The organism is Thalassospira sp. NFXS8, from assembly GCF_040148805.1.
Classification (GTDB): domain Bacteria; phylum Pseudomonadota; class Alphaproteobacteria; order Rhodospirillales; family Thalassospiraceae; genus Thalassospira.
Map to the genome: position 1 here is coordinate 1,104,182 of NZ_JAGEMF010000001.1, position 20,067 is coordinate 1,124,248.

A 20,067-nucleotide genomic window follows, 5' to 3' on the forward strand; every position below is an offset into this window, starting at 1 on the left:
TGAATTTGGCAGATCACGGTTACTGGCGACCGGCGGCCTTGAGGATCAGATCGGCAATTTCCTGCGGATGGGACACCATCGAAAGATGCCCGGCATCAAGCGTAATGGTTTGTGCGCCCATGCGTTTTGCCAGGAATGCCTCGAATTCCGGCGAGATGGTTTTATCTTCCGCCGAAACAGCATAGAAGGTCGGCTTGGATTTCCAGGCGGTATCGGTCGTACGTGCGCCAAACAGGCTGGCAGCCGTGGGTTGCTGCACGGCGTAATAAACGCGGGCTTCGTCTTCATCGATGCCATTGGCAAAATATTTTAAAAAGGCATCCTCGGATACCTTGGTGAAACCATCGAATTTCTCGACTCCGGCACGCACCGGCGTATCGGGAAATGTCTTTTGCAGGGCGACAAAATCTTCGCCCGCCTCAGGGGCACGGGCCGCAACATAAACCAGGGCCGAAACATTTTTGGCATTGCCGACATCACTGATGGCTGTGCCGCTCCAGGAATGGCCCGCAAGAACGGTTGGGCCATCCTGCTGGGCCAGGGCACGGCGCACATCCTCGTCGGAATCTTTAAGCGAGGTCAGGCGGTTTTGCACTGCGGTTACATGCAGACCTGCCTTTTGCAGAATCGGAATAACCTTTGCCCAGCTTGATCCATCGGCCCAGGCGCCATGCACAAGCACCACATTTTTCGCCTGCGTGCTGGCAGGTTTGACCATATCAGCTGCTGATTGCGCCAGGGCCGAACCCGAGGTAAGAGCAAGAACGGCAAGGGTTGCGGCGACTTTGAAAAGGTTCGATTTCATTTTATATCCTTACGCTTATAAAATTGCCTCGCATGAGGCTTCCATAAGGTTGTTCGGAGCGGCCGGTAAAAATGAAACATGGCGCCTGATCACGTCGCTTCACGAAAAAGCGAGCCCCTTGCCCGGCGACAAGCAGGAATGATCTTTTGACAGAAAACCGGCAACAGCGTTGGGAAAGCGCAATGCGCGCGGAACGGCAGGGCGATGCGAAAGCCTATGGGCAGATGCTGGCGGAAATTGCACAAAGCCTGCGTACCGGCATTCCCGGCAGGTTGCGGCGGCTGGGCCTTGATCCACAGGAAACCGAGGATGTGGTGCAGGAAATTCTGATCGGGCTGCATGACAAACGCCATACATGGGATGAAGAACGCCCCTTCAAGCCATGGCTGGCCGGTATTGTGCATTACAAGCTGGTCGATGCCGTAAGGCGCTCATCGCGCGAACGCGCGCACAAGGCGAATGTCAGCCTGGATGAACTGGCCGATATCATCGGTGATACATCATCTGACCCCGGCCGGGCGCTGGATGTCGAAAAGAAACTGGCCGCTCTACCATCGCAACAGCACGACGTGGTGAATGCCCTTGCCATTGAAGGCGACACCGTCCGGCAGGCCGCACAAAAACTTAACCGCAGTGAAGCATCCATCCGTGTAACCTTTAACCGCGCGCTGGCACGGCTTTTTGATACGGCACGGTCGGGCAAGGGATAGGGAAACAGGGAATGAACACACTTAAAACCGATGACCTTATCAGCAATCTTGCCAGCCAGGCCGGAACCGCAAATGGCCCCTCACCGCGCAAATTGCACAGCGCGCTTGTCGGCTGTGTGCTGGCGGGCGTGATCATGGCGGTGATGATCATTCTGGCCCTTGTTGGCCCACGGGCGGATTTGATTGCCATGGATACGGCACCGGCAACCTTTTTTAAAGTCATTGCCATGCTGGCGGCAGGTATTGCCGCGTTCAAAACCCTGCGGGAACTGGCGATTGCCGGTGGCAATGTGCCATCCCGCCTGATTTTTGTGCCGGTATTAATGATCATTGCGGTTCGGATCATCACCGATCAATCGGGCAGTTCGTGGCTGGGCGCGGCCCCCCTGGCGGCCCCTGTTTGTATTGCCACCATCATTGTCGCGTCCCTGCCCGGGCTGGGATTGCTGATGTATTTTTTACGTAAAGGCGCAACCGTTAGCCCCGGTAAAACCGGTGCCTATGCCGGTATGCTGGCGGGCGCACTGGCTGCGATGACCTATGCCATTGCGTGTCGCAATGATGCCGGTCTGTTTTTGCTGGTCTGGTATCCGATTGCGGTTGGAATCGTTACCGCCCTTGGCGCTGCCATCGGACGGCGCATGCTGGCCTGGTAGGCAGCACAACATGTGTTCCTAGCGCAAAACAGCAGCCGATAACCGCACAAGATAATGAAATAACGGGATTCGCGGCTTAACCGGCCAGAAGTTTGCCTCCGAAAATAATAAACATCGCGCCAAGCACCCCTTCGATGGTGCGTTGGGCACGGCGATAAACCCGCATCACGGCTGGCGTGGAAAAGAACCAGGCCAGGGCCAAATGCCAGCAAAATGAAATTGCCGTTGTGCCCACCACAATGGCAACTGCCACCCACCCCGGGGCATCAGGGCGCAAAACAAGCGACATGACAGACAGCCAGAACAGCGCTGCCTTGGGATTCCCGGCCTGCACCAGAAGACCACGGCGAATATAACGCCAGAAAGGCCGATCAGGGTTAGCGATCAGATTTGCCGGTGTTTCAGAGACCGGGCGATTGCGGCGCAATGCCGCCCGCAGGGATTTATACCCCAGAAACATCAGATAAGCCCCACCCGCCCAGCGCAAAATCAGCGCGATATCCGCCGAAGCGGCAAGCACAGCCGTTAAACCCAGCATCGTCATGCTGGACCAGCAAAAGGTGCCACTTCCAACACCAAGGGCCAGACCCAGCCCTGCCCGGCGCGAAACCGTCATTGCCGTACCGGTCACCGCCAGAAAATTCGGCCCGGGTGATAATACAGCCAGCATGAAAATGGCATAGGCGGTCAACAGATAAGGAACATATTGCATGGTCATGGTCCGGCAAAATCAGGAAAACAAAGACTCAGGCCAAAGTCATCGCCCGACAGGCAAAGACAATGCAGCGTGACAGGCACGACCCGCAATAACCCGGTAAACCGTGCCATTGTACACAAGCGATACGATGGCCCAAAATGCCTGCCAGACTGAAATGACTTTGAACAAGTCAAATCACCGCAAGGAGTCGAACACAACAGAAATTATTTCTGAATGACAAACCCGTCGCGTGCCCACGCCTGCAAACCACCTTTAAGGGTCATAACCTTGCAATCAAGATGGGGAAGGGCCGCATTTGCCGCCCCAAACGAACGCTGCCCCACCGCACAGATAAAAACGATGTCACGATCCATATCGTCGGTCTGATCGATCAGGGAAGACATATCAAGGTCTCCCAGCGGAATATTGACGGCACCGGGCACGGTGCCACCGGCAAATTCATCGGGCTGGCGCACATCTACCAGCAGCGCACTTTTTTCCTGCGAAATCTGCTTCAGGGCCGCGGTGTCAATAAAATATACAGAATTATCTGACATTGTTTCCTTTCATGACCTGCACGCATCAGGCACACTCGTAATCGGACGCACATAACATGTGCAACCAAAGCATGGCGTATGTGTTACGTCACCAATTTGTGAACGGTAAACCCGTTTAAACCAATAAAAACACACTAAACTTTTTGAAGTTTGACATTGCAGTGTCGCAATGCAGTAACCACGTTAAACTGTAGAGAAGCAAGGTTTCATCCCGTCGCTCTGGACTTGCCTCGGGGGCTTATGCAAGCGGAATATTTCAATTCCGCCGCCCAGCAAGCATATCGCGGACATAATGGATGAACAATTTGGCAAACCGGCATCAATTGCGGTTTGCCCTCCGTGTCTAATCGGGTCTGATCGACGCCAATTTTCGCATTTAAAGCTGTTTTGACGCCATAGGTGTCAGTTTTTCATACATTTTCGGGGACATTTGCGCCCGCATTCCCCGCAAGGCCCACAACAACAAGCGGCACACGCGCCTGAAGTAGTGCCTGAAACACCGACCGGGAGAATTGCAACAAGAGAACCGGACCCTTTTTACAGACCAACGACGTGCGATAATTTTGGAAAGGAGACCGCGCCATGGCTGAAGACCAGGATATCTTCGAGCTATATGCGGAAGGCTATGACGGAAAACGCGAAACCGAACTGACCATTCGCGACTATCTTAATTTATGCCGCGATGATCCATCGGCCTATTCGTCGGCGGCCGAACGCATGATCAAGGCCATTGGCGAACCCGAACTGATCGATACATCGACAGATTCGCGCCTTGGCCGCATCTTTCTAAACCGCACGATCAAGCGATACCCGGCCTTTGCCGACTTTTTTGGTATGGAAGAAACCATTGAACGCATTGTCGGTTTTTTCAAATATGCCGCCCAAGGACTGGAAGAACGCAAGCAGGTTCTTTATCTGCTGGGCCCCGTAGGCGGCGGCAAAAGTTCGCTTGCGGAACGGCTTAAGGAATTGATGGAACAGGAACCGATTTATGTTCTGAAAGCCGGAAATGACATAAGCCCGGTATTTGAAAGCCCGCTTGGCCTGTTTAACCCTGCCAAGATGGGCGACGCCATTAACGATAAATATGGCATTCCCAAACGCCGCCTGACCGGTTTGATGTCGCCCTGGGCGGTTAAACGGCTGGACGAATTTGAAGGCGATTTGTCGAAATTTTCGGTGGTCAAATTGCTGCCGTCACGGCTGCGTCAAATCGGCATTGCCAAAACCGAACCGGGTGACGAAAACAACCAGGATATTTCATCGCTGGTCGGCAAGGTTGATATCCGCAAACTGGAATATTTCAGCCAGAACGACCCCGATGCCTATTCCTATTCCGGCGGGTTAAACCGCGCCAATCAGGGCATGCTTGAATTTGTTGAAATGTTCAAGGCCCCGATCAAAATGCTGCACCCCTTGCTGACGGCAACACAGGAAAGCAACTATATCGGCACGGAAAACCTCGGGTCGATCCCGTTTCAGGGCATGATTTTGGCCCATTCAAACGAAGCAGAATGGCAGACCTTCAAGGCCAATAAAAACAACGAAGCCTTTATTGACCGGATCAGCGTGATCAAGGTGCCCTATTGCCTGCGCGTTACCGAGGAAACCAGCATTTACGACAAATTGCTGCAAGGGTCGGAACTTGAACAAGGGTCCTGCGCCCCCGGTACGCTTAAAATGCTGGCACAGTTTTCGATTCTGTCGCGCCTTCAGGAACATGAAAATTCCAACCTGTATTCCAAAATGCGGGTCTATGACGGCGAAACATTGAAAGATGTCGACCCCAAAGCCAAATCGATGCAGGAATATCGCGATTCGGCCAGTGTTGACGAAGGCATGGACGGCATTTCCACCCGGTTTGCCTTTAAAGTTCTCTCGGAAACCTTCAACCACGATACCCACGAGGTCGCCGCCGACCCGGTCCATTTGATGTATGTGCTGGAACAGGCGATCCGGCGCGAGCAATACCCCGAAGAACGCGAAAAGGAATATATGGAATTCATCAAGGCCGAGCTGGGCCCGCGCTATGCCGAGTTTATCGGGGCGGAAATCCAGAAAGCCTATCTTGAAAGTTATTCCGACTACGGCCAGAACCTGTTTGACCGTTATGTGGCCTATGCCGATGCCTGGATTGAAGACCAGGATTTCAAAGACCCCGATACCGGCCAGCTTCTGGATCGCAAGATTATTGACCAGGAACTGTCGAAGGTCGAAAAGCCGGCGGGCATCGCCAACCCCAAGGATTTCCGCAACGAAGTCGTCAAATTTGCCCTGCGCGCACGTGCCAATAACAAAGGCAAAAACCCGTCCTGGACATCGTACGAAAAACTGCGCGATGTGATTGAAAAACGCATGTTCAGCCAGGTTGAAGACCTGTTGCCCGTTATTTCCTTTGGGTCAAAAAAAGATGGCGAAAGCGAAAAGAAACATAACGAGTTCGTCAAACGCATGATTGAGCGTGGCTATACCGAACGTCAGACCCGTCGTCTGGTCGAATGGTATATGCGCGTCAACAAGGCGGGCTGATTTGCCCCGCATTGCCCCCGCCGGGTGGTGTTTTCCCCTTTCATCACCCGGCGCCGGGTTCTGCCCTGCCCCTGCGTTTTTAGGATACACCGCCCATGTTTCATATCATTGACCGCCGCAAAAACCCCAAAGGTAAAAGCCTTGGCAATCGCCAGCGATTTATGCGCCGCGCCAAAGCCCAAATCAAAAAAGCAGTAGAAGAATCGATCAAAACGCGCGGCATCACCGATATCGATAATGGCGACCAGATCACCATACCCGGTAAAACCCTGCGCGAACCCGGTTTTCACCATGCCGGGCGCGGCGGAGACCGCAATTATGTGCTGCCGGGCAACAAAAAATTTGTCCCTGGCGACCGTATTGCCCGCCCGAATGGCGGTGATGGCGGTGCCGGTGGGTCACAAGCCAGCCCGGATGGCGATGGCGAGGACCAGTTTCAATTTGTGCTAACCCGTGACGAGTTTCTCGATATCTTTTTCGAAGATCTGGAACTGCCCGATCTTTTGAAAAAAAGCCTGAAACAAACCACCGCCTTTCGCACTGCGCGCGCCGGTTATTCGGTGGAAGGTTCGCCCGCCAATCTCAACCTTGTGCGCACCATGCGTAATTCGCTTGCACGGCGTATTGGCCTGCGCCGGCCTAAAAACAGCGAAATTCGCGAACTGGAAGAAAAAATTGCCCGGCTGAAAGAAGATGAAAACAGCCTGCCCGAAGCAAAAAGGCAGGAAAACAACAAGGCGTTACAGGTTTTGCAGGCCGAACTTGATGAAGCCAAACGTCGCAGCCGTGCCATCGCCTTTATCGACCCGATCGACACCCGTTATAATCAGTTTCGCCAAATCCCCGACCCGAACACACAGGCAGTAATGTTTTGCCTGATGGATGTTTCCGGGTCGATGTCTGAACAGATGAAGGAACTGGCGAAACGGTTTTTCATGCTGTTGCATATGTTTTTACATCGCCGGTATGAACATGTGGAGGTGGTATTTATCCGCCACACATCACGCGCATCCGAGGTGGATGAAGAAACATTTTTCTATTCGCGCGAAACCGGGGGCACCATTGTTTCCACCGCCCTTGAAGAAATGAAACGCGTCCTGAAAGACCGCTACCCGACTGATCAATGGAATATCTATGCCGCACAGGCATCGGACGGCGATAACTATTCCAATGACGGGGCCAAATGCACCGCCCTTCTGGCCGAAGATTTGCTGCCGAAATGCCAGTATTACGCCTATATCGAAATTACCGACGAACGCGAAGCCGAGATTTTTTCGTCCGCTGAAGGCGAAACCGCATTGTGGAAGGCCTATGCCCCGCTGGCACAAGCCCGAAATTCACGCTTTGCCCTGAAACGGGTGACCAAGGCTGCGGATATTTTTCCGGTTTTTCGCGAACTGTTTGCCAAAAACAAGTCGGAGGCCCGGATATGAGCAAAAGACCGGAACACAAATTGCTGTTTGACGGTGCCGATTGGGATTTTAACACCCTGAAAGCCACCTATGATGCGATTGAAGATATCGCGATCAATGAAATGCACCTTGATGTCTATACCAACCAGATCGAGGTGATCACGTCCGAGCAAATGCTTGATGCCTATTCGTCGATTGGCATGCCGCTGATGTATCATCACTGGTCGTTTGGCAAACGCTTCGTGCGCGATGATGTGATGTATCGCAAGGGATACCAGGGGCTGGCCTATGAAATTGTTATCAATTCCAACCCGTGTATTTCCTATGTGATGGAGGAAAACACCATTGGCATGCAGGCATTGGTGATGGCCCATGCCGCCTTTGGGCATAACCATTTTTTCAAAAACAATTACCTGTTCAAACAATGGACCGATGCCGACGGGATTCTCGATTATCTGCAATTTGCCAAACGCTATATCGCCAAATGTGAAGACCGGTTTGGCTTTGATGCGGTTGAACGCATTCTTGATGCCGCGCACGCCCTGATGGACCACGGGGTAAACCGGTATTCCCACCCGGAAAAACCCAATCTGGCCGTTGAGCTGGAGCGCGAACGCGAACGCGCCAAATACGAAGACGAAACCTATAACGATTTATGGCGCACCCTGCCCCAGGCCGAAGAAGACAACGAAACCCAGGACGAACAAATCCGGCGTCAGCGCATGGAACAACGCCGGGCGCAATTTGGCCTGCCCGAAGAAAACCTGTTGTATTTTTTAGAAAAGAACGCGCCTGGCCTGCAATCGTGGGAACGCGAAATTTTGCGAATCGTGCGTAATATCGGCCAGTATTTTTACCCGCAAAAACAAACCAAGGTCATGAATGAAGGTTGTGCCTGTTATGTGCATTATCACATCATGAACCGGCTTTATGACAAGGGACTAATCTCTGAGGGTGCGATCATGGAATTTATCGATTCGCATTCAAAGGTGGTCTTCCAGCCCGAGTTCGACGACCAGCGTTATTCCGGCTTTAACCCCTATGCGCTGGGTTTTGCCATGATGCAGGATATTCACCGCATATGTGTTGCCCCGACGGAGGAAGACCGTAAATGGTTTCCTGATATTGCCGGTAACAATGCCCCGATCCCGACATTGTGCGATGCATGGGCGCACTATCGTGATGAAAGTTTTATTCTGCAATTTCTATCGCCCAAACTGATGCGCGATATGAAAATGTTCATGATCAACGACCATGCATCGGCCCCGCATCTTGAAGTTGGTGCCATTCATGACGACAATGGCTATCGCAATGTGCGCCGGGCCCTGGCACGGATGCACGACCTGTCGGTGCGCGAACCCGATTTGCAAGTGGTTGATGTTGATTTGCGCGGCAACCGCCAGCTTTATATTGCCCATACCCAGCATGATGGCATCCGGCTTGATAAATCCGAAGCCGAACTGACACTGGGCTATATCGGCCAGTTATGGGGTTATGGTGTTACTTTGCAGGCCATTGATAATGACAGTGGCGAAATCCTGCATGAAACACATTACACCCCAAGCGATCTGACATCCTCATAAGCCAAATGAATGTTCGGCTAACCAGCAATTTTCCCTAACAGCAAGGCCGCTTCCCCATCATGAAGCGGCCTTTATGACGTTTCCGTGTGCCATACAGGTTTAACCGGCTCAGCGCCTGAAACATTGTGAATGTGAAACGAAACTTTCGCAGGTGGGCGCATAAAAACCTATAAACTACAAATACATGCCCAATAAAACATCATTTGAAGTTTTCTCGTTTTGATTTCGAAATTATTGCTTTGGGTCATCCCTTTGCTTTTAATTGACTCAGTCACTAGCATCTAAAAAGATCATCCGATCTCAAATCCATGCCGGTATTTGTTCACCAAAAGCCGTTCATTTTTAGCCCCGGTTTGCAGGGCAATTTTTGCGCCGATTATGAAATCCCGATGGCATGTGTCGTTTTCTCTTTGACAAAAGAGAAACGTTATAACATAACAAATCATCGTTTTTGCCCCCTGCCATAACGGATATCCAATGTTCAAATCACGTTTGCTGTTTACCGGTGCCCTGCTTGCCGCCGCCCAGTTTGTGCTGCCTACATCTTCACAGGCTGCAGATGCCCCTCATGTTGTTGCTTCAATCAAGCCGATCCATTCGATTGCTGCGGCGATCATGCAAGGTGTTGGCGAACCGGAACTGCTGGTTAAGGGGGCGGCATCTCCACACACCTATTCCCTGCGCCCCAGCGAAGCCAGTGCGCTGCAAAATGCAGACCTGGTGATTTATGTTTCCCCCGATCTGGAGGCATTTTTAAACAAACCGCTGGCGTCGCTTTCGGGCAAAGCAAAAATTATGGAATTGGCCGAGGCCGATGGCATTTCAACCTTGGCCATGCGCGAAGGCGGCGCATGGGAAGCCCATCATCATGGAGATGAAGACCATCATGATGACGGTGATGAGGCCCACGATCACGACCATGATCATGATGAACACGCTCATGAACATGAAGCCCATGATCATGACCACGACCACGAGCATCATCATGACGAAGGCGACCCGCATATCTGGATGAGCCCCAAAAACGGTAAAGCCATTGCCCGAGACATTACTGAAGAGCTGGCAGAAATTGATCCGCCCCACGCCGATTTTTATCGCGCGAACCTGAAAAGCCTGCTTGGCAAAATCGATGCAACAACCGATGATCTGGTAAAACGGATTCAGCCCGTAAAAGATAAACCTTTTATCGTTTTCCACGACGCCTATCAGTATCTTGAACATAGCTTTGGTTTACAGGCTGTCGGTTCCATCACCATTTCACCGGATCGCAAACCAGGTGCCAAACGTCTGCATGACATTGAAGACAAAATCACATCAAGCGGTGCGGCCTGTGTCTTTGCCGAGCCGCAATTCAAACCTGCCCTTGTCCAGTCCATCGTCGCCGATACCGGCGCACGCATCGGAACACTGGACCCGCTAGGAGCCAATATTGACGCCGGACCAAGTGCCTATATTGATATTTTGTCGCAGAATATTGACGCGTTGGCGAGTTGCCTCAAAGGTTAAACCCCTAACCTTTCTGGTAAAGGCGTCGCGCTCCGTTTTACGGGGCGCGCGCTTTTTCCGTTTCATGCACCGCATCGCCATTGCCGCCATGTTTGGCCTTGTTGCCATAATCGCGTCCGCCCCGGCGGCACGGGCCCACCCCCATGTCTGGCTTGATACACAGGCAACCATGATTTTTACCGGCAAAAAAATATCGGCCATTCGCATGGTCTGGGTTTTTGATGACATGTTCAGCCTGACCGTGATGGACCAGTTTGATCACAATCATGATCGCCGGTTTTTCGACGCCGAAAACGATGAAGTGCGCGACAACGCATTTATCGCGCCGGCCGATATCGGTTTTCTGACCTATTTGCGCCGGAATGAAAAAGTCATGAAAATTGCCGGATTTCAGGATTTTGTCGCCGATATCACGGATGACGGCCGGGTGAAATACAGCTTCACCCTAAATCTGGCCGAACCGGTGGACCCGATTGCCGATCAGATCGGATTATCGGTTTATGATTCTGAATATTACATTGATGTCGGTTTTGCCAAAGACAACCCGATTTCGTTTTCCGGCAATGATGGCATAACATGCAGCTACAAGATGGGCGAAGATGACAAACATCGCATCTATTACGACATGGTGTCGCCGCAACGCGCCGATATTACCTGCCATTAAGGGCTTTTTTCGCGATCTTTTCAAAAGACCACGGCACCATAATGCCGTTGTAGCAGCCCTGTTGATACTTGCCTTTTTTGCCGTGATCAGCCCGCACGCCGCCCATGCCCAAACCGCCGAACTGTTGGGTCGGCGCAGCCCACCTTCCGACATCACGCAAACAGAACCGGTCTTGGCGATGCCAGACTGGCTGGCCGGGATTGTTGGCGGGGCCATGAAAATTCAGACACAGCTTAATCGCGACATGACGCAAACCCTGCGCGATGCCAAACAAGGCAACAGCTGGTGGCCCGCCCTTGGCATTATTGCCCTGTCCTTTGCCTATGGCGTGTTTCATGCTGCGGGCCCCGGCCATGGTAAAATGGTGACCAGTACCTATTTCCTGTCGCGCGATGCTGGCTGGAAACAGGGTATTGCCATGGGCGGGTTAATTGCAGCAACCCAGGCTGTTAGTGCAATTGTACTGGTCGGAACACTGGGATTAATTTTCAACCTTGGCCCGGCGGCGATCACCCGCAACGGCTTGCTGCTGGAGCTGGCATCTTATGCGCTGATTGTGGTTATGGGGGGGTATATGTGCCTGCGCATTGCCCAGGGACGGGACGATTGCTGTGACCATGGACATGAACACCACCATCACCACGATCATGAACATGACCACAATCACAGTCATCACGATCACCACCCCAACGCACACGCCGCACCGGCAACACAGGCATCACATGCCGGCCATCCCCCCGAAACATCGACCCGTCAAAGCCGAACAAACGGCATTATCAGCGCGATTATTGTCGGTTTGCGCCCCTGCACCGGATCGATCCTGATGTTGTTATTTACGCTGGCGAATGGCCTGTTTTTACTGGGCATTGCTGCGGCTTTTGCCATGGCTTTTGGGGTGGCCCTTACAGTAAGCGCCATCGGCCTTGCCGCAATTGGCATTCGTTTTAGCAGCCGGAAACTGTTTTCCCTGCCACCAGCCGTTTCACAATGGGTCCGCCGCATTGTCGGTTTTGGCGGCGCCGCCCTGATTACGCTTTTTGGCGTTGTGCTGTTTTTATCTGCCAGTCATCAACTGGGCTGGATATAGCAATACAGCATGGCACACCGTATTCTACGGCCAGCAAATTACCCCCGTTCGCACACGCACCAAAGGCTGACCCGCACGACCACCGCGATGCACGAGGCAAAATCCAACATCGGCATTTTCCCCTTATTATCCCTTTCGTGGACGTCGGAACGTGCTGATCGGTGTGCCATATTGGGTGCGAAAAGCTCGGCTGAGCGTGGCGGTCGAGGCAAAACCGGTTTGAAGCGCAATTTGGGCCACCGACAGGCCGGTATGCCCGGCCAAATCACGCGCGCGGGCCAACCGGATCATTTGATAATATTTTCCCGGCGACATTGCCAATTCACGATGAAACAACCGATCCAGCGATCGTAGTGACATGGATGCCCGCCGGGCAATTTCATCAAGCGAGACCGGCTGTTCGATATGGTCCATCATCACATCAATGGCCGTTAAGAAACCCGGTGTATCGGCGCGATGCTTCAGAATGTTAGCACCCCGTCCGCTGCCATATTGTCGTTCGGCATCATACACAAACAAGTTTGCAACGTTAAAGGCGGTTGCCGCGCCAAATTTTTGCGACAGCAAATGCAACATCAGATCCAGTACCGTCGATGCACCACCACAGGTGATATATTTCCCGGCCTCAACAAAACGTTGCCGGCTGTGGGAAATATCATCGAAGGTTTCGGCAAAATCGCTGGCTTCCTGCCAATGAATGGTTGCACTGCCCCCATCTAGCAACCCCGCAGCCGCCAACAACCATGCCCCGGTATCAAGCCCGGCAACGCGCACCGCACGGCTGGATAACTGGCGTAATTGCGCCATCGCCCGCGATGACACATGGTCGCGCACATTATAACCGGCAACCACCATCAAATAATCAACGGTGCTTGCCGTTGTATTATCATCATCGGGCATAATCCGGATACCACTGGAACTTTGCACCACAGCGTTATCAAGCGTGCAAATTTGCCAGCGAATGTCAGGCGTTCCTGTCATATCGCGCGCAGCCCGCAACGGTTCCAGGGCGCTGGCAAGAACCATGTTTGAAAAACCGTCAAACAATAAAAAGCGAAAAGTCGACATCTGATCTGGCATAATCAGCAAAATAACTGGCATTATTAGCAAATACCACTGTTTCAATTCAGGCTAGGCTGTTGCAACCACAAAAACAGGAATTGCATCATGCCATTAACAATGAACCGCGACGTTTTTATCACTGCCGCCGTTACCGGGTCGGGGGCAACGCAAGATAAATCGCCACATGTGCCGCGCTCCCCAAAGGAAATAGCAGATTCCGCCATTGACGCCGCACGTGCCGGTGCCGCGATTGTTCATTGTCATGTGCGCGATCCCAAAACCGGCGCACCGTCGCGCGACCCGGGCTATTACCGCGAGGTAACCGAACGCATCCGTGCTGCCGATATTGACGTCATTTTGAACCTGACAGCCGGCATGGGGGGCGACATTGTTTTTGGATCAGCCGAAGCCCCCCTGCCCTTAAACCCGGCGGGCACGGATATGATCGGCGCGACCGAGCGCATGGCCCATATTGCCGACTGCCTGCCCGAAATTTGCACGCTGGACTGCGGCACGATGAATTTTGCCGAAGCCGATTATGTCATGACCAACACCCCGGGCATGTTACGCACTATGGGGCAAATGATGACTGATCTTGGTGTAAAACCCGAAATTGAAGCCTTTGATACCGGGCATTTGTGGTTTGCCAAACAACTGGTAGCCGAAGGCATTTTAACCAGCCCGGCCCTGGTGCAGCTTTGCATGGGGGTTCCGTGGGGCGCCCCCAATGATTTGAATACCTTTATGGCGATGGTCAATAACGTCCCCGAGGACTGGAACTGGTCGGCATTTTCGCTGGGCCGGGATCAAATGCCGTTTGTGGCCGCATCGGTTTTGGCAGGCGGCAATGTGCGCGTTGGGCTGGAAGATAACCTGTTTTTGAAAAAAGGCGTGCTGGCAACAAATGCCCAGCTGGTGGAACGCGCAGCCGGTATTATTGAACGCATGGGTGCCAATGTGATTGGTCCCGACGCCGTGCGCAAAAAGCTTGGCCTGACCAAACGGGAGCCGAAATAATGGCGATGAAAAATCCCCCCCATAAAGCGGCAATTATCGGTGGCGGCGTTATCGGCGGCGGCTGGATTGCCCGGTTTTTGTTAAATGGCTGGGATGTTGCCGTTTACGACCCCGACCCGGAAGCCGAACGCAAAATTGCCGCCGTATTGGCAAATGCCCGGCGCAGCCTGCCTGCCCTGTATGACACCGCCCTGCCCGATGAAGGAAAGCTGATCTTTTGTTCCTCGATTGCACACGCCGTAAAAGATGCACGCTGGGTGCAGGAAAGTGCCCCCGAACAGCTAAAGATCAAACATCGTATTCTGGCTGAAATTCAGCAACATGCTGATGAAAACGCTGTTATTGGCTCGTCCACATCAGGGTTTAAACCATCTGAATTGCAAGAAGGGGCAAGCCGCCCGGGCCAGATCGTCGTCGCCCATCCGTTTAACCCGGTTTATTTGCTGCCATTAATCGAAATTGTAGCATCAGAGCAATCCGACAAGGCTTTTGTTGAAGGTGGTTGCGCCATCTTGCGCGATGTTGGTCTTAAACCCCTGGTCATCGGCAAGGAAATCGATGCCCACATTGCCGACCGATTGCTAGAAGCCGTGTGGCGGGAAGGTCTGTGGCTGGTGAATGACGGCATTGCCACCACCGAAGAAATTGACGATGCCATTCGCTTTGGTTTCGGTTTGCGCTGGGCACAGATGGGCCTGTTTGAAACCTATCGCATTGCGGGCGGCGAAGCAGGCATGGCGCATTTCATTGCCCAGTTTGGCCCGGCCCTGAAATGGCCCTGGACCAAATTAATGGATGTGCCGGATTTAACGCCCGAACTGATTGCCAAAATCGCCGCCCAGTCCGACGCGCAATCAGGCGCGTTATCGATCCGCGAGCTGGAACGCCTGCGCGATGATAATCTGGTCGGAATGATGCGCGCCCTTAAAAAATCGGGTAGCGGTGCGGGCGGCACCATTAATGACCATGAAAAAGCCCTTAGCGATAAAAAACCGGCATCCGGCCCACACACATTACCGCAAACCGTTTGCCGCCAGGTGCCGCAAAGCTGGACCGATTATAACGGCCATATGAACGAAGCCCATTATCTGGAGGCATTTGCCCAGGCCAGCGATACGTTTATGGCACTAATTGGTGCCGATGATGCCTATATCGCCAAGGGCAAAAGTTTCTTTACCGCCGAAACCCATTTGCGCCATCTGTCCGAAGCCGGTGCTGGCGATACCATTACCATCACCAGCCAGGTCATGATGGCCGAAGGTAAAAAAATGCACCTGTTTCACACGCTATATGGCAAGGATGGCGGCATTGTTGCCACCTGTGAAACGCTGCTGATCCATGTGGACCTTACAACACGACGGGCCTGCACCCCGGACGCGGACGTGGCCCGTCGCCTGAAAGAATTTGGCGAAGCCCATGCAAAACTGGCAAAACCCGACGGTGCCGGACGCCATGTTGGACAAACAAACGCCTGACCCTGTGATGGATACAAATAAACACGGCCCGAAACATGTATTTCGGGCCGTGTCGCATTAAAAACCGTTGCGAACGAAAGCGGCCTAGCCAAAACGCCCGGTAATATAATCGCGGGTGCGGGCTTCGCGCGGGTTGGTAAATAATTCGCGGGTCGGGCTGATTTCAACCAGATCGCCCAGATACATAAACGCCGTATAATCCGACGTGCGCGCCGCCTGCTGCATATTGTGGGTAACAATAATAATGGTGTAATCAGCCCGCAATTCCGAAATCAGTTCCTCGATTTTCATGGTTGAAATCGGATCAAGGGCCGATGCCGGTTCATCAAGCAACAAAACTTCGGGATTTAGCACCACAGAACGCGCAATACACAAACGTTGCTGCTGTCCACCGGAAAGACCGGTGCCGCTGGCGTGAAGTTTTTCCTTAACTTCATCCCACAGGGCTACTTTGCGCAGGCCCCATTCCACGCGGTCGTCCATTTCCGACTTGGACAGTTTTTCATACATCCGCACCGCGAATGCGATGTTTTCGTAAATCGACATCGGAAACGGTGTTGGCTTTTGAAATACCATGCCAACACGGGCCCTCAGATTATTCAAATCCTTGCCCGGTGCCAGAATGTTTTCACCATCCAGCAAAATTTCGCCACTTGCCGTTTGATTGGGGTAAAGCGAATAAATGCGGTTAAGGGTGCGCAACAACGTGGATTTACCACAGCCCGACGGCCCGATCAGCGCTGTCACACTGCGATCATGAAAATCGAGTGAGATCGAGTTCAGGGTTTTGTTTTTGCCATAATAAAAATCAAGATCACGCACACTAAGTTTGATCGGGGTAGGTTCCGCGACCGGGGCATGGGCAACAATATCATCGGGAAGAGCCTGAAACATGCTCATGATTAACCTTTCATCCTGCTTTTCGCAGCCAGCAAAGTCCGTGCAGCAATGGTCAGCCCCAGCACGGCAAGAGTAATAAGCAACGCCCCGGCCCAGGCGAGCGAGCGCCAGTCGTCATAGGGGCTCATGGCGAAGTTGAAAATCACCACTGGCAGATTTGCCATTGGCTGATTCATGTTGGTGCTCCAGAACTGGTTATTCAGCGAGGTAAACAAAAGCGGCGCTGTTTCCCCACTGATCCGGGCCACCGCAAGCAAGGCCCCGGTCATAAGACCCGGCCCGGCCGAGCGATAGGATACCTGCAAAATTACCCGCCAACGCGGAATACCAAGGGCGGCAGCTGCCTCGCGCAGGGTGTCGGGCACCAGAAGCAACATGTCTTCCGATGTGCGCACCACAACCGGCAAGGCGATAACCGCCAGCGCAATTGCCCCTGCATACCCCGAAAAATGACCCATTGGCACCACAACCAGTTCGTATACAAACAAACCGATCAAAATGGACGGGGCCGATAGCAAAATATCGTTGATAAACCGAACCACCGCCGAAATTTTGGCATAGCGGCCATATTCTGCCAGGTAAGTACCCACCAGCAAGCCAATGGGAATACCCAGAATGGTGGCAATTCCCACCATCATCAAAGACCCGAAAATGGCGTTTAACAATCCGCCATCCGATCCCGGTGGCGGGGTCATTTCGGTAAACAGTTTAATCGACAATGCCGAAAAACCCTGCCCGAACAACGACCATAAAATCCATGCCAGCACCGCAACCCCAAGGAAGGTTACGACATGGGACATGGCCATGTGGAATGTCGAAATGATACGGCGGCGCAGATACATGCGGCGCTGATAGGGCGAAGAAACCTGACGTTCGGTCGTGGGTTTGACCGGTGTTTGAACTGACATATCGTGTCCTTCCCGGCCTAGTGGCCTGATTGCTTTTTCAGGCGCAACAAAAACAGCCGTGCCACCGCCAGCACAATGAATGTAATGACAAACAGGGTAAGCCCCAGCGTCACCAAAGCAGATGAATGCAGTTTGGAATCCGCTTCGACAAATTCATTGGCAATCGAGGATGAAATCGTTGCCCCCGGCCCCATGATAGAGGCCGACAGGCGATGCGAGTTACCGATAACAAAGGTAACAGCCATGGTTTCGCCAAGTGCGCGCCCAAGCCCGAGCATGACAGCCCCGACCGTGCCCGCCCGGCAATAAGGCAGGACAATACGATGAACCACTTCCCAGCGCGTGCAGCCCAGGCCATAGGCCGATTCCTTAAGCACAGCGGGTACAGTGGTAAACACATCGCGCATCATCGCCGTGATAAACGGCACAATCATAATCGCCAGAATGATCCCGGCAGTCAGAATACCAATGCCCATGGGCGGGCTAGCAAAGACCGGGCCAATCACCGGAATAGGTGCCAGATTTGCCATCGTCCAGCGCTGGATCACGGTGCCAAATGTTGGCGCAAAAACAAACAGGCCCCACATGCCATAAATGATACTGGGGATAGCGGCGAGCATTTCAATCGCCACACCGACCGGCCGTGCAACCCAGACCGGGGCCAGTTCGGTTAAAAAAACTGCAATGCCAAAACTGACGGGCACGCCAATAACAAGGGCAATGATCGCTGTTATCAGGGTCTGTATAATGGCGGGAAGCGCACCATAAACATCCGTGACCGGGTTCCAGTCCGAACTGATGAAAAATGACAGTCCCTGACTTTTCAGAACCGGAAGACTGCCCATCACCAGAAATGCCAGAATGGCAACCAGCAAAAGCAGAACGAACATTGACAGCCCGAATGTCAGATTGTGAAAACCACGATCAAATCCGGGTCTGAACTGTTTTACCGACACCGCAATAAACCTGCTTGTTTAGGGAAAAATTATAACGACCTTAAAACACCAAATCCCGCCGCCGAGATCGTTCGGCGGCGGGTTGGTCAGGTAAGTTATGCAGCAAACTTACCAGATCTTTTTGCCATCGCTGCCTTTGACGTCGGCGGTCCAGGTCTTTTCAACCATGTCGACAACGCTTTCGGGCATCGAGACGTAATCAAGTTTATCGGCGATATCGCTGCCGTTTTTGAAAGACCAGTCAAAGAAGTCGAGAACGTCTTTGGCGGTTTTTGCATTGTCCTGGGATTTGTGAACCAGGATGAAAGAAGCGGCGGTAATCGGCCAGCTTTTGGCACCCGGCTGGTTGCCAAGGATCAGGTAATACCCCGGTGCATTTGCCCAGTCAGCATTTGCAGCGGCCGCAGCAAACGACGCGGCGGTCGGTGAAACGAACTCGCCGTCCTTGTTTTTCATCTGGGTGTAGGCAAGGTCATTTTGCAGGGCATAGGCATATTCAACATACCCGATCGAGCCATCGATCTGCTTGGTGTAGGAAGCAACACCTTCGTTGCCCTTGCCACCAACACCGACCGGCCACTGAACCGATTTGTTAACGCCGATGCTGTCTTTCCATTCCGGGCTGACAGCGGCAAGATAGTTGGTGAAGTTAAAGGTGGTGCCTGAACCGTCCGAACGTTCAACAACAGAAATGGCTTCTGACGGCAATTTCAGATCCGGGTTCAGATCAGCAATTGCCTTGTCGTCCCATTTGGTGATTTTGCCAAGATAGATGTCGGCAAGAACTGCGCCGCTAAGTTTAACATCGCCGCCCTTGATGCCTTTGATGTTCACAACCGGAACAACGCCACCCATGATCATCGGCCACTGAACCAGCCCGGCTTCGTCGAGTTCTTCTTTGGTCAACGGGGCGTCTGATGCGCCAAAATCAACGGTGCTGGCTTTAATCTGCTTGATGCCGCCGCCCGATCCGATCGACTGGTAGTTCATCTTCACACCGGTTTTTGCTTCATAGGCTTCGGCCCATTTGGCATATACCGGGTAAGGGAAGGTAGCACCGGCGCCCGAAATTTCAGTCGCCTGAGCCGAGGCAAATACACCGGCAGCCATCAAAAGAGCAGCACCACCCAGGATGCTTTTCTTAAAAGTCGTCAGCATGAGGTTCTCCCAATCACCGTATCGGCAAAATCAAAAAATCAGGAAGATCTGATGGTCAGCCTAATGCCCCCCCATCCGAACTTCTGGGATGAATTGTCGCCCCGGCATCATGTTTGCCGTTGCGATGGGCAGAACCTACACCCGGATTTTTCGATTTTTTCCTACAGTTTTGTGAAATCGTTCACACTGTCACAGATCCTTCTGTGAAACATCAAAACCTGTGGTTAAAAATTAATTCAACAATGAAAACAAAGCCAAGGCTAACATTTTCGCGAAAAACACGTAAAAACAGCCACTTGGTTATTGGCGTTTCAGCCTGTTTCCAAAACCAAAAGAAACGCCCACCACTGTGAAACAGATCACACTGATGGGCGTGGTTGTGGTT

18 protein-coding genes are annotated in these 20,067 nt (G+C 52.7%); 10 read left to right on the forward strand and 8 right to left on the reverse strand.

Translation table 11 applies throughout. The features are described from left to right. Positions 1 to 19: 19 nt before the first annotated feature. Positions 20 to 805 carry an alpha/beta fold hydrolase gene (locus J4E05_RS05055; RefSeq protein WP_349592927.1) on the reverse strand — a complete coding sequence of 262 codons (786 nt, stop codon included), beginning with the start codon at positions 803 to 805 and terminating at the stop codon, positions 20 to 22. Positions 806 to 987: 182 nt separating this feature from the next. On the opposite strand from J4E05_RS05055, the gene J4E05_RS05060 reads away from it, so the two are divergent. Continuing rightward, positions 988 to 1,515, forward strand: a complete 528-nt coding sequence (locus J4E05_RS05060; protein ID WP_349592930.1) for a sigma-70 family RNA polymerase sigma factor — start codon at positions 988 to 990, stop codon at positions 1,513 to 1,515. 11 nt (positions 1,516 to 1,526) lie between these two features. Further along, positions 1,527 to 2,171: an NrsF family protein gene (locus J4E05_RS05065; RefSeq protein WP_349592932.1), complete on the forward strand. Its 645-nt coding sequence runs from the start codon at positions 1,527 to 1,529 to the stop codon at positions 2,169 to 2,171. Between the two features lie 76 nt (positions 2,172 to 2,247). Here J4E05_RS05065 and J4E05_RS05070 read toward each other — a convergent pair whose 3' ends face one another. Both J4E05_RS05070 and J4E05_RS05075 read right to left on the reverse strand, forming a co-directional pair. Further along, positions 2,248 to 2,883, reverse strand: a complete 636-nt coding sequence (locus J4E05_RS05070; protein ID WP_349592935.1) for a LysE family translocator — start codon at positions 2,881 to 2,883, stop codon at positions 2,248 to 2,250. A 209-nt stretch (positions 2,884 to 3,092) separates the two neighbouring features. Continuing rightward, a complete protein-coding gene (locus tag J4E05_RS05075; RefSeq protein ID WP_085589480.1) occupies positions 3,093 to 3,425 on the reverse strand; it encodes a rhodanese-like domain-containing protein in 333 nt (110 codons plus the stop codon). Between the two features lie 582 nt (positions 3,426 to 4,007). Between J4E05_RS05075 and J4E05_RS05080 the strand changes: the two genes are divergently transcribed. From J4E05_RS05080 to J4E05_RS05105, 6 genes are all read left to right on the forward strand, one after another. Beyond that, a complete protein-coding gene (locus tag J4E05_RS05080; RefSeq protein WP_085589477.1) occupies positions 4,008 to 5,954 on the forward strand; it encodes a PrkA family serine protein kinase in 1,947 nt (648 codons plus the stop codon). A 95-nt stretch (positions 5,955 to 6,049) separates the two neighbouring features. Then, positions 6,050 to 7,387, forward strand: a complete 1,338-nt coding sequence (locus tag J4E05_RS05085) for a YeaH/YhbH family protein (RefSeq protein WP_349592939.1) — start codon at positions 6,050 to 6,052, stop codon at positions 7,385 to 7,387. After that, the gene (locus J4E05_RS05090; RefSeq protein ID WP_349592942.1) at positions 7,384 to 8,949 is read left to right on the forward strand and encodes a SpoVR family protein; all 1,566 of its coding nucleotides are present in this window, start codon (positions 7,384 to 7,386) and stop codon (positions 8,947 to 8,949) included. Before J4E05_RS05085 ends, J4E05_RS05090 begins: the two co-directional genes overlap by 4 nt. Before the next feature lie 477 nt (positions 8,950 to 9,426). Further along, on the forward strand, positions 9,427 to 10,455 hold the full coding sequence (znuA, locus tag J4E05_RS05095; RefSeq protein WP_349592945.1) for a zinc ABC transporter substrate-binding protein ZnuA: 1,029 nt from the start codon (positions 9,427 to 9,429) through the stop codon (positions 10,453 to 10,455). Next, complete coding sequence (locus J4E05_RS05100) at positions 10,424 to 11,119, forward strand: DUF1007 family protein (protein WP_349592948.1); 696 nt, start codon at positions 10,424 to 10,426, stop codon at positions 11,117 to 11,119. The genes znuA and J4E05_RS05100 overlap by 32 nt, the downstream gene beginning before the upstream one ends. Next, positions 11,055 to 12,206, forward strand: a complete 1,152-nt coding sequence (locus J4E05_RS05105) for a nickel/cobalt transporter (RefSeq protein ID WP_349592951.1) — start codon at positions 11,055 to 11,057, stop codon at positions 12,204 to 12,206. The genes J4E05_RS05100 and J4E05_RS05105 overlap by 65 nt, the downstream gene beginning before the upstream one ends. 126 nt (positions 12,207 to 12,332) lie before the next feature. Here the strand turns inward: J4E05_RS05105 and J4E05_RS05110 are convergent, their stop codons facing one another. Continuing rightward, positions 12,333 to 13,274, reverse strand: coding sequence for a GlxA family transcriptional regulator (locus J4E05_RS05110; protein ID WP_349592954.1), 942 nt, complete (start codon positions 13,272 to 13,274; stop codon positions 12,333 to 12,335). A 99-nt stretch (positions 13,275 to 13,373) separates the two neighbouring features. On the opposite strand from J4E05_RS05110, the gene bcoG reads away from it, so the two are divergent. After that, positions 13,374 to 14,285, forward strand: a complete 912-nt coding sequence (bcoG, locus tag J4E05_RS05115; RefSeq protein WP_349592957.1) for a 3-dehydrocarnitine:acetyl-CoA trimethylamine transferase BcoG — start codon at positions 13,374 to 13,376, stop codon at positions 14,283 to 14,285. Then, positions 14,285 to 15,760 carry a carnitine 3-dehydrogenase gene (locus J4E05_RS05120; RefSeq protein WP_349592960.1) on the forward strand — a complete coding sequence of 492 codons (1,476 nt, stop codon included), beginning with the start codon at positions 14,285 to 14,287 and terminating at the stop codon, positions 15,758 to 15,760. The genes bcoG and J4E05_RS05120 overlap by 1 nt, the downstream gene beginning before the upstream one ends. An 84-nt stretch (positions 15,761 to 15,844) precedes the next feature. Here J4E05_RS05120 and pstB read toward each other — a convergent pair whose 3' ends face one another. The 4 genes from pstB to pstS form a co-directional block, all read right to left on the reverse strand. Next, positions 15,845 to 16,660: a phosphate ABC transporter ATP-binding protein PstB gene (pstB, locus tag J4E05_RS05125; RefSeq protein ID WP_494323578.1), complete on the reverse strand. Its 816-nt coding sequence runs from the start codon at positions 16,658 to 16,660 to the stop codon at positions 15,845 to 15,847. 2 nt (positions 16,661 to 16,662) lie between these two features. Then, entirely contained in the window at positions 16,663 to 17,568 is a 906-nt protein-coding gene (gene pstA, locus J4E05_RS05130; protein WP_349592963.1) for a phosphate ABC transporter permease PstA, read from the reverse strand. 17 nt (positions 17,569 to 17,585) lie between these two features. Further along, positions 17,586 to 18,524 (reverse strand): phosphate ABC transporter permease subunit PstC, encoded by a 939-nt coding sequence (gene pstC / locus J4E05_RS05135; RefSeq protein ID WP_256376757.1) that lies wholly within the window; start codon positions 18,522 to 18,524, stop codon positions 17,586 to 17,588. A gap of 108 nt (positions 18,525 to 18,632) precedes the next feature. Beyond that, a complete protein-coding gene (pstS, locus tag J4E05_RS05140; RefSeq protein ID WP_085589462.1) occupies positions 18,633 to 19,682 on the reverse strand; it encodes a phosphate ABC transporter substrate-binding protein PstS in 1,050 nt (349 codons plus the stop codon). Positions 19,683 to 20,067 lie beyond the last annotated feature (385 nt).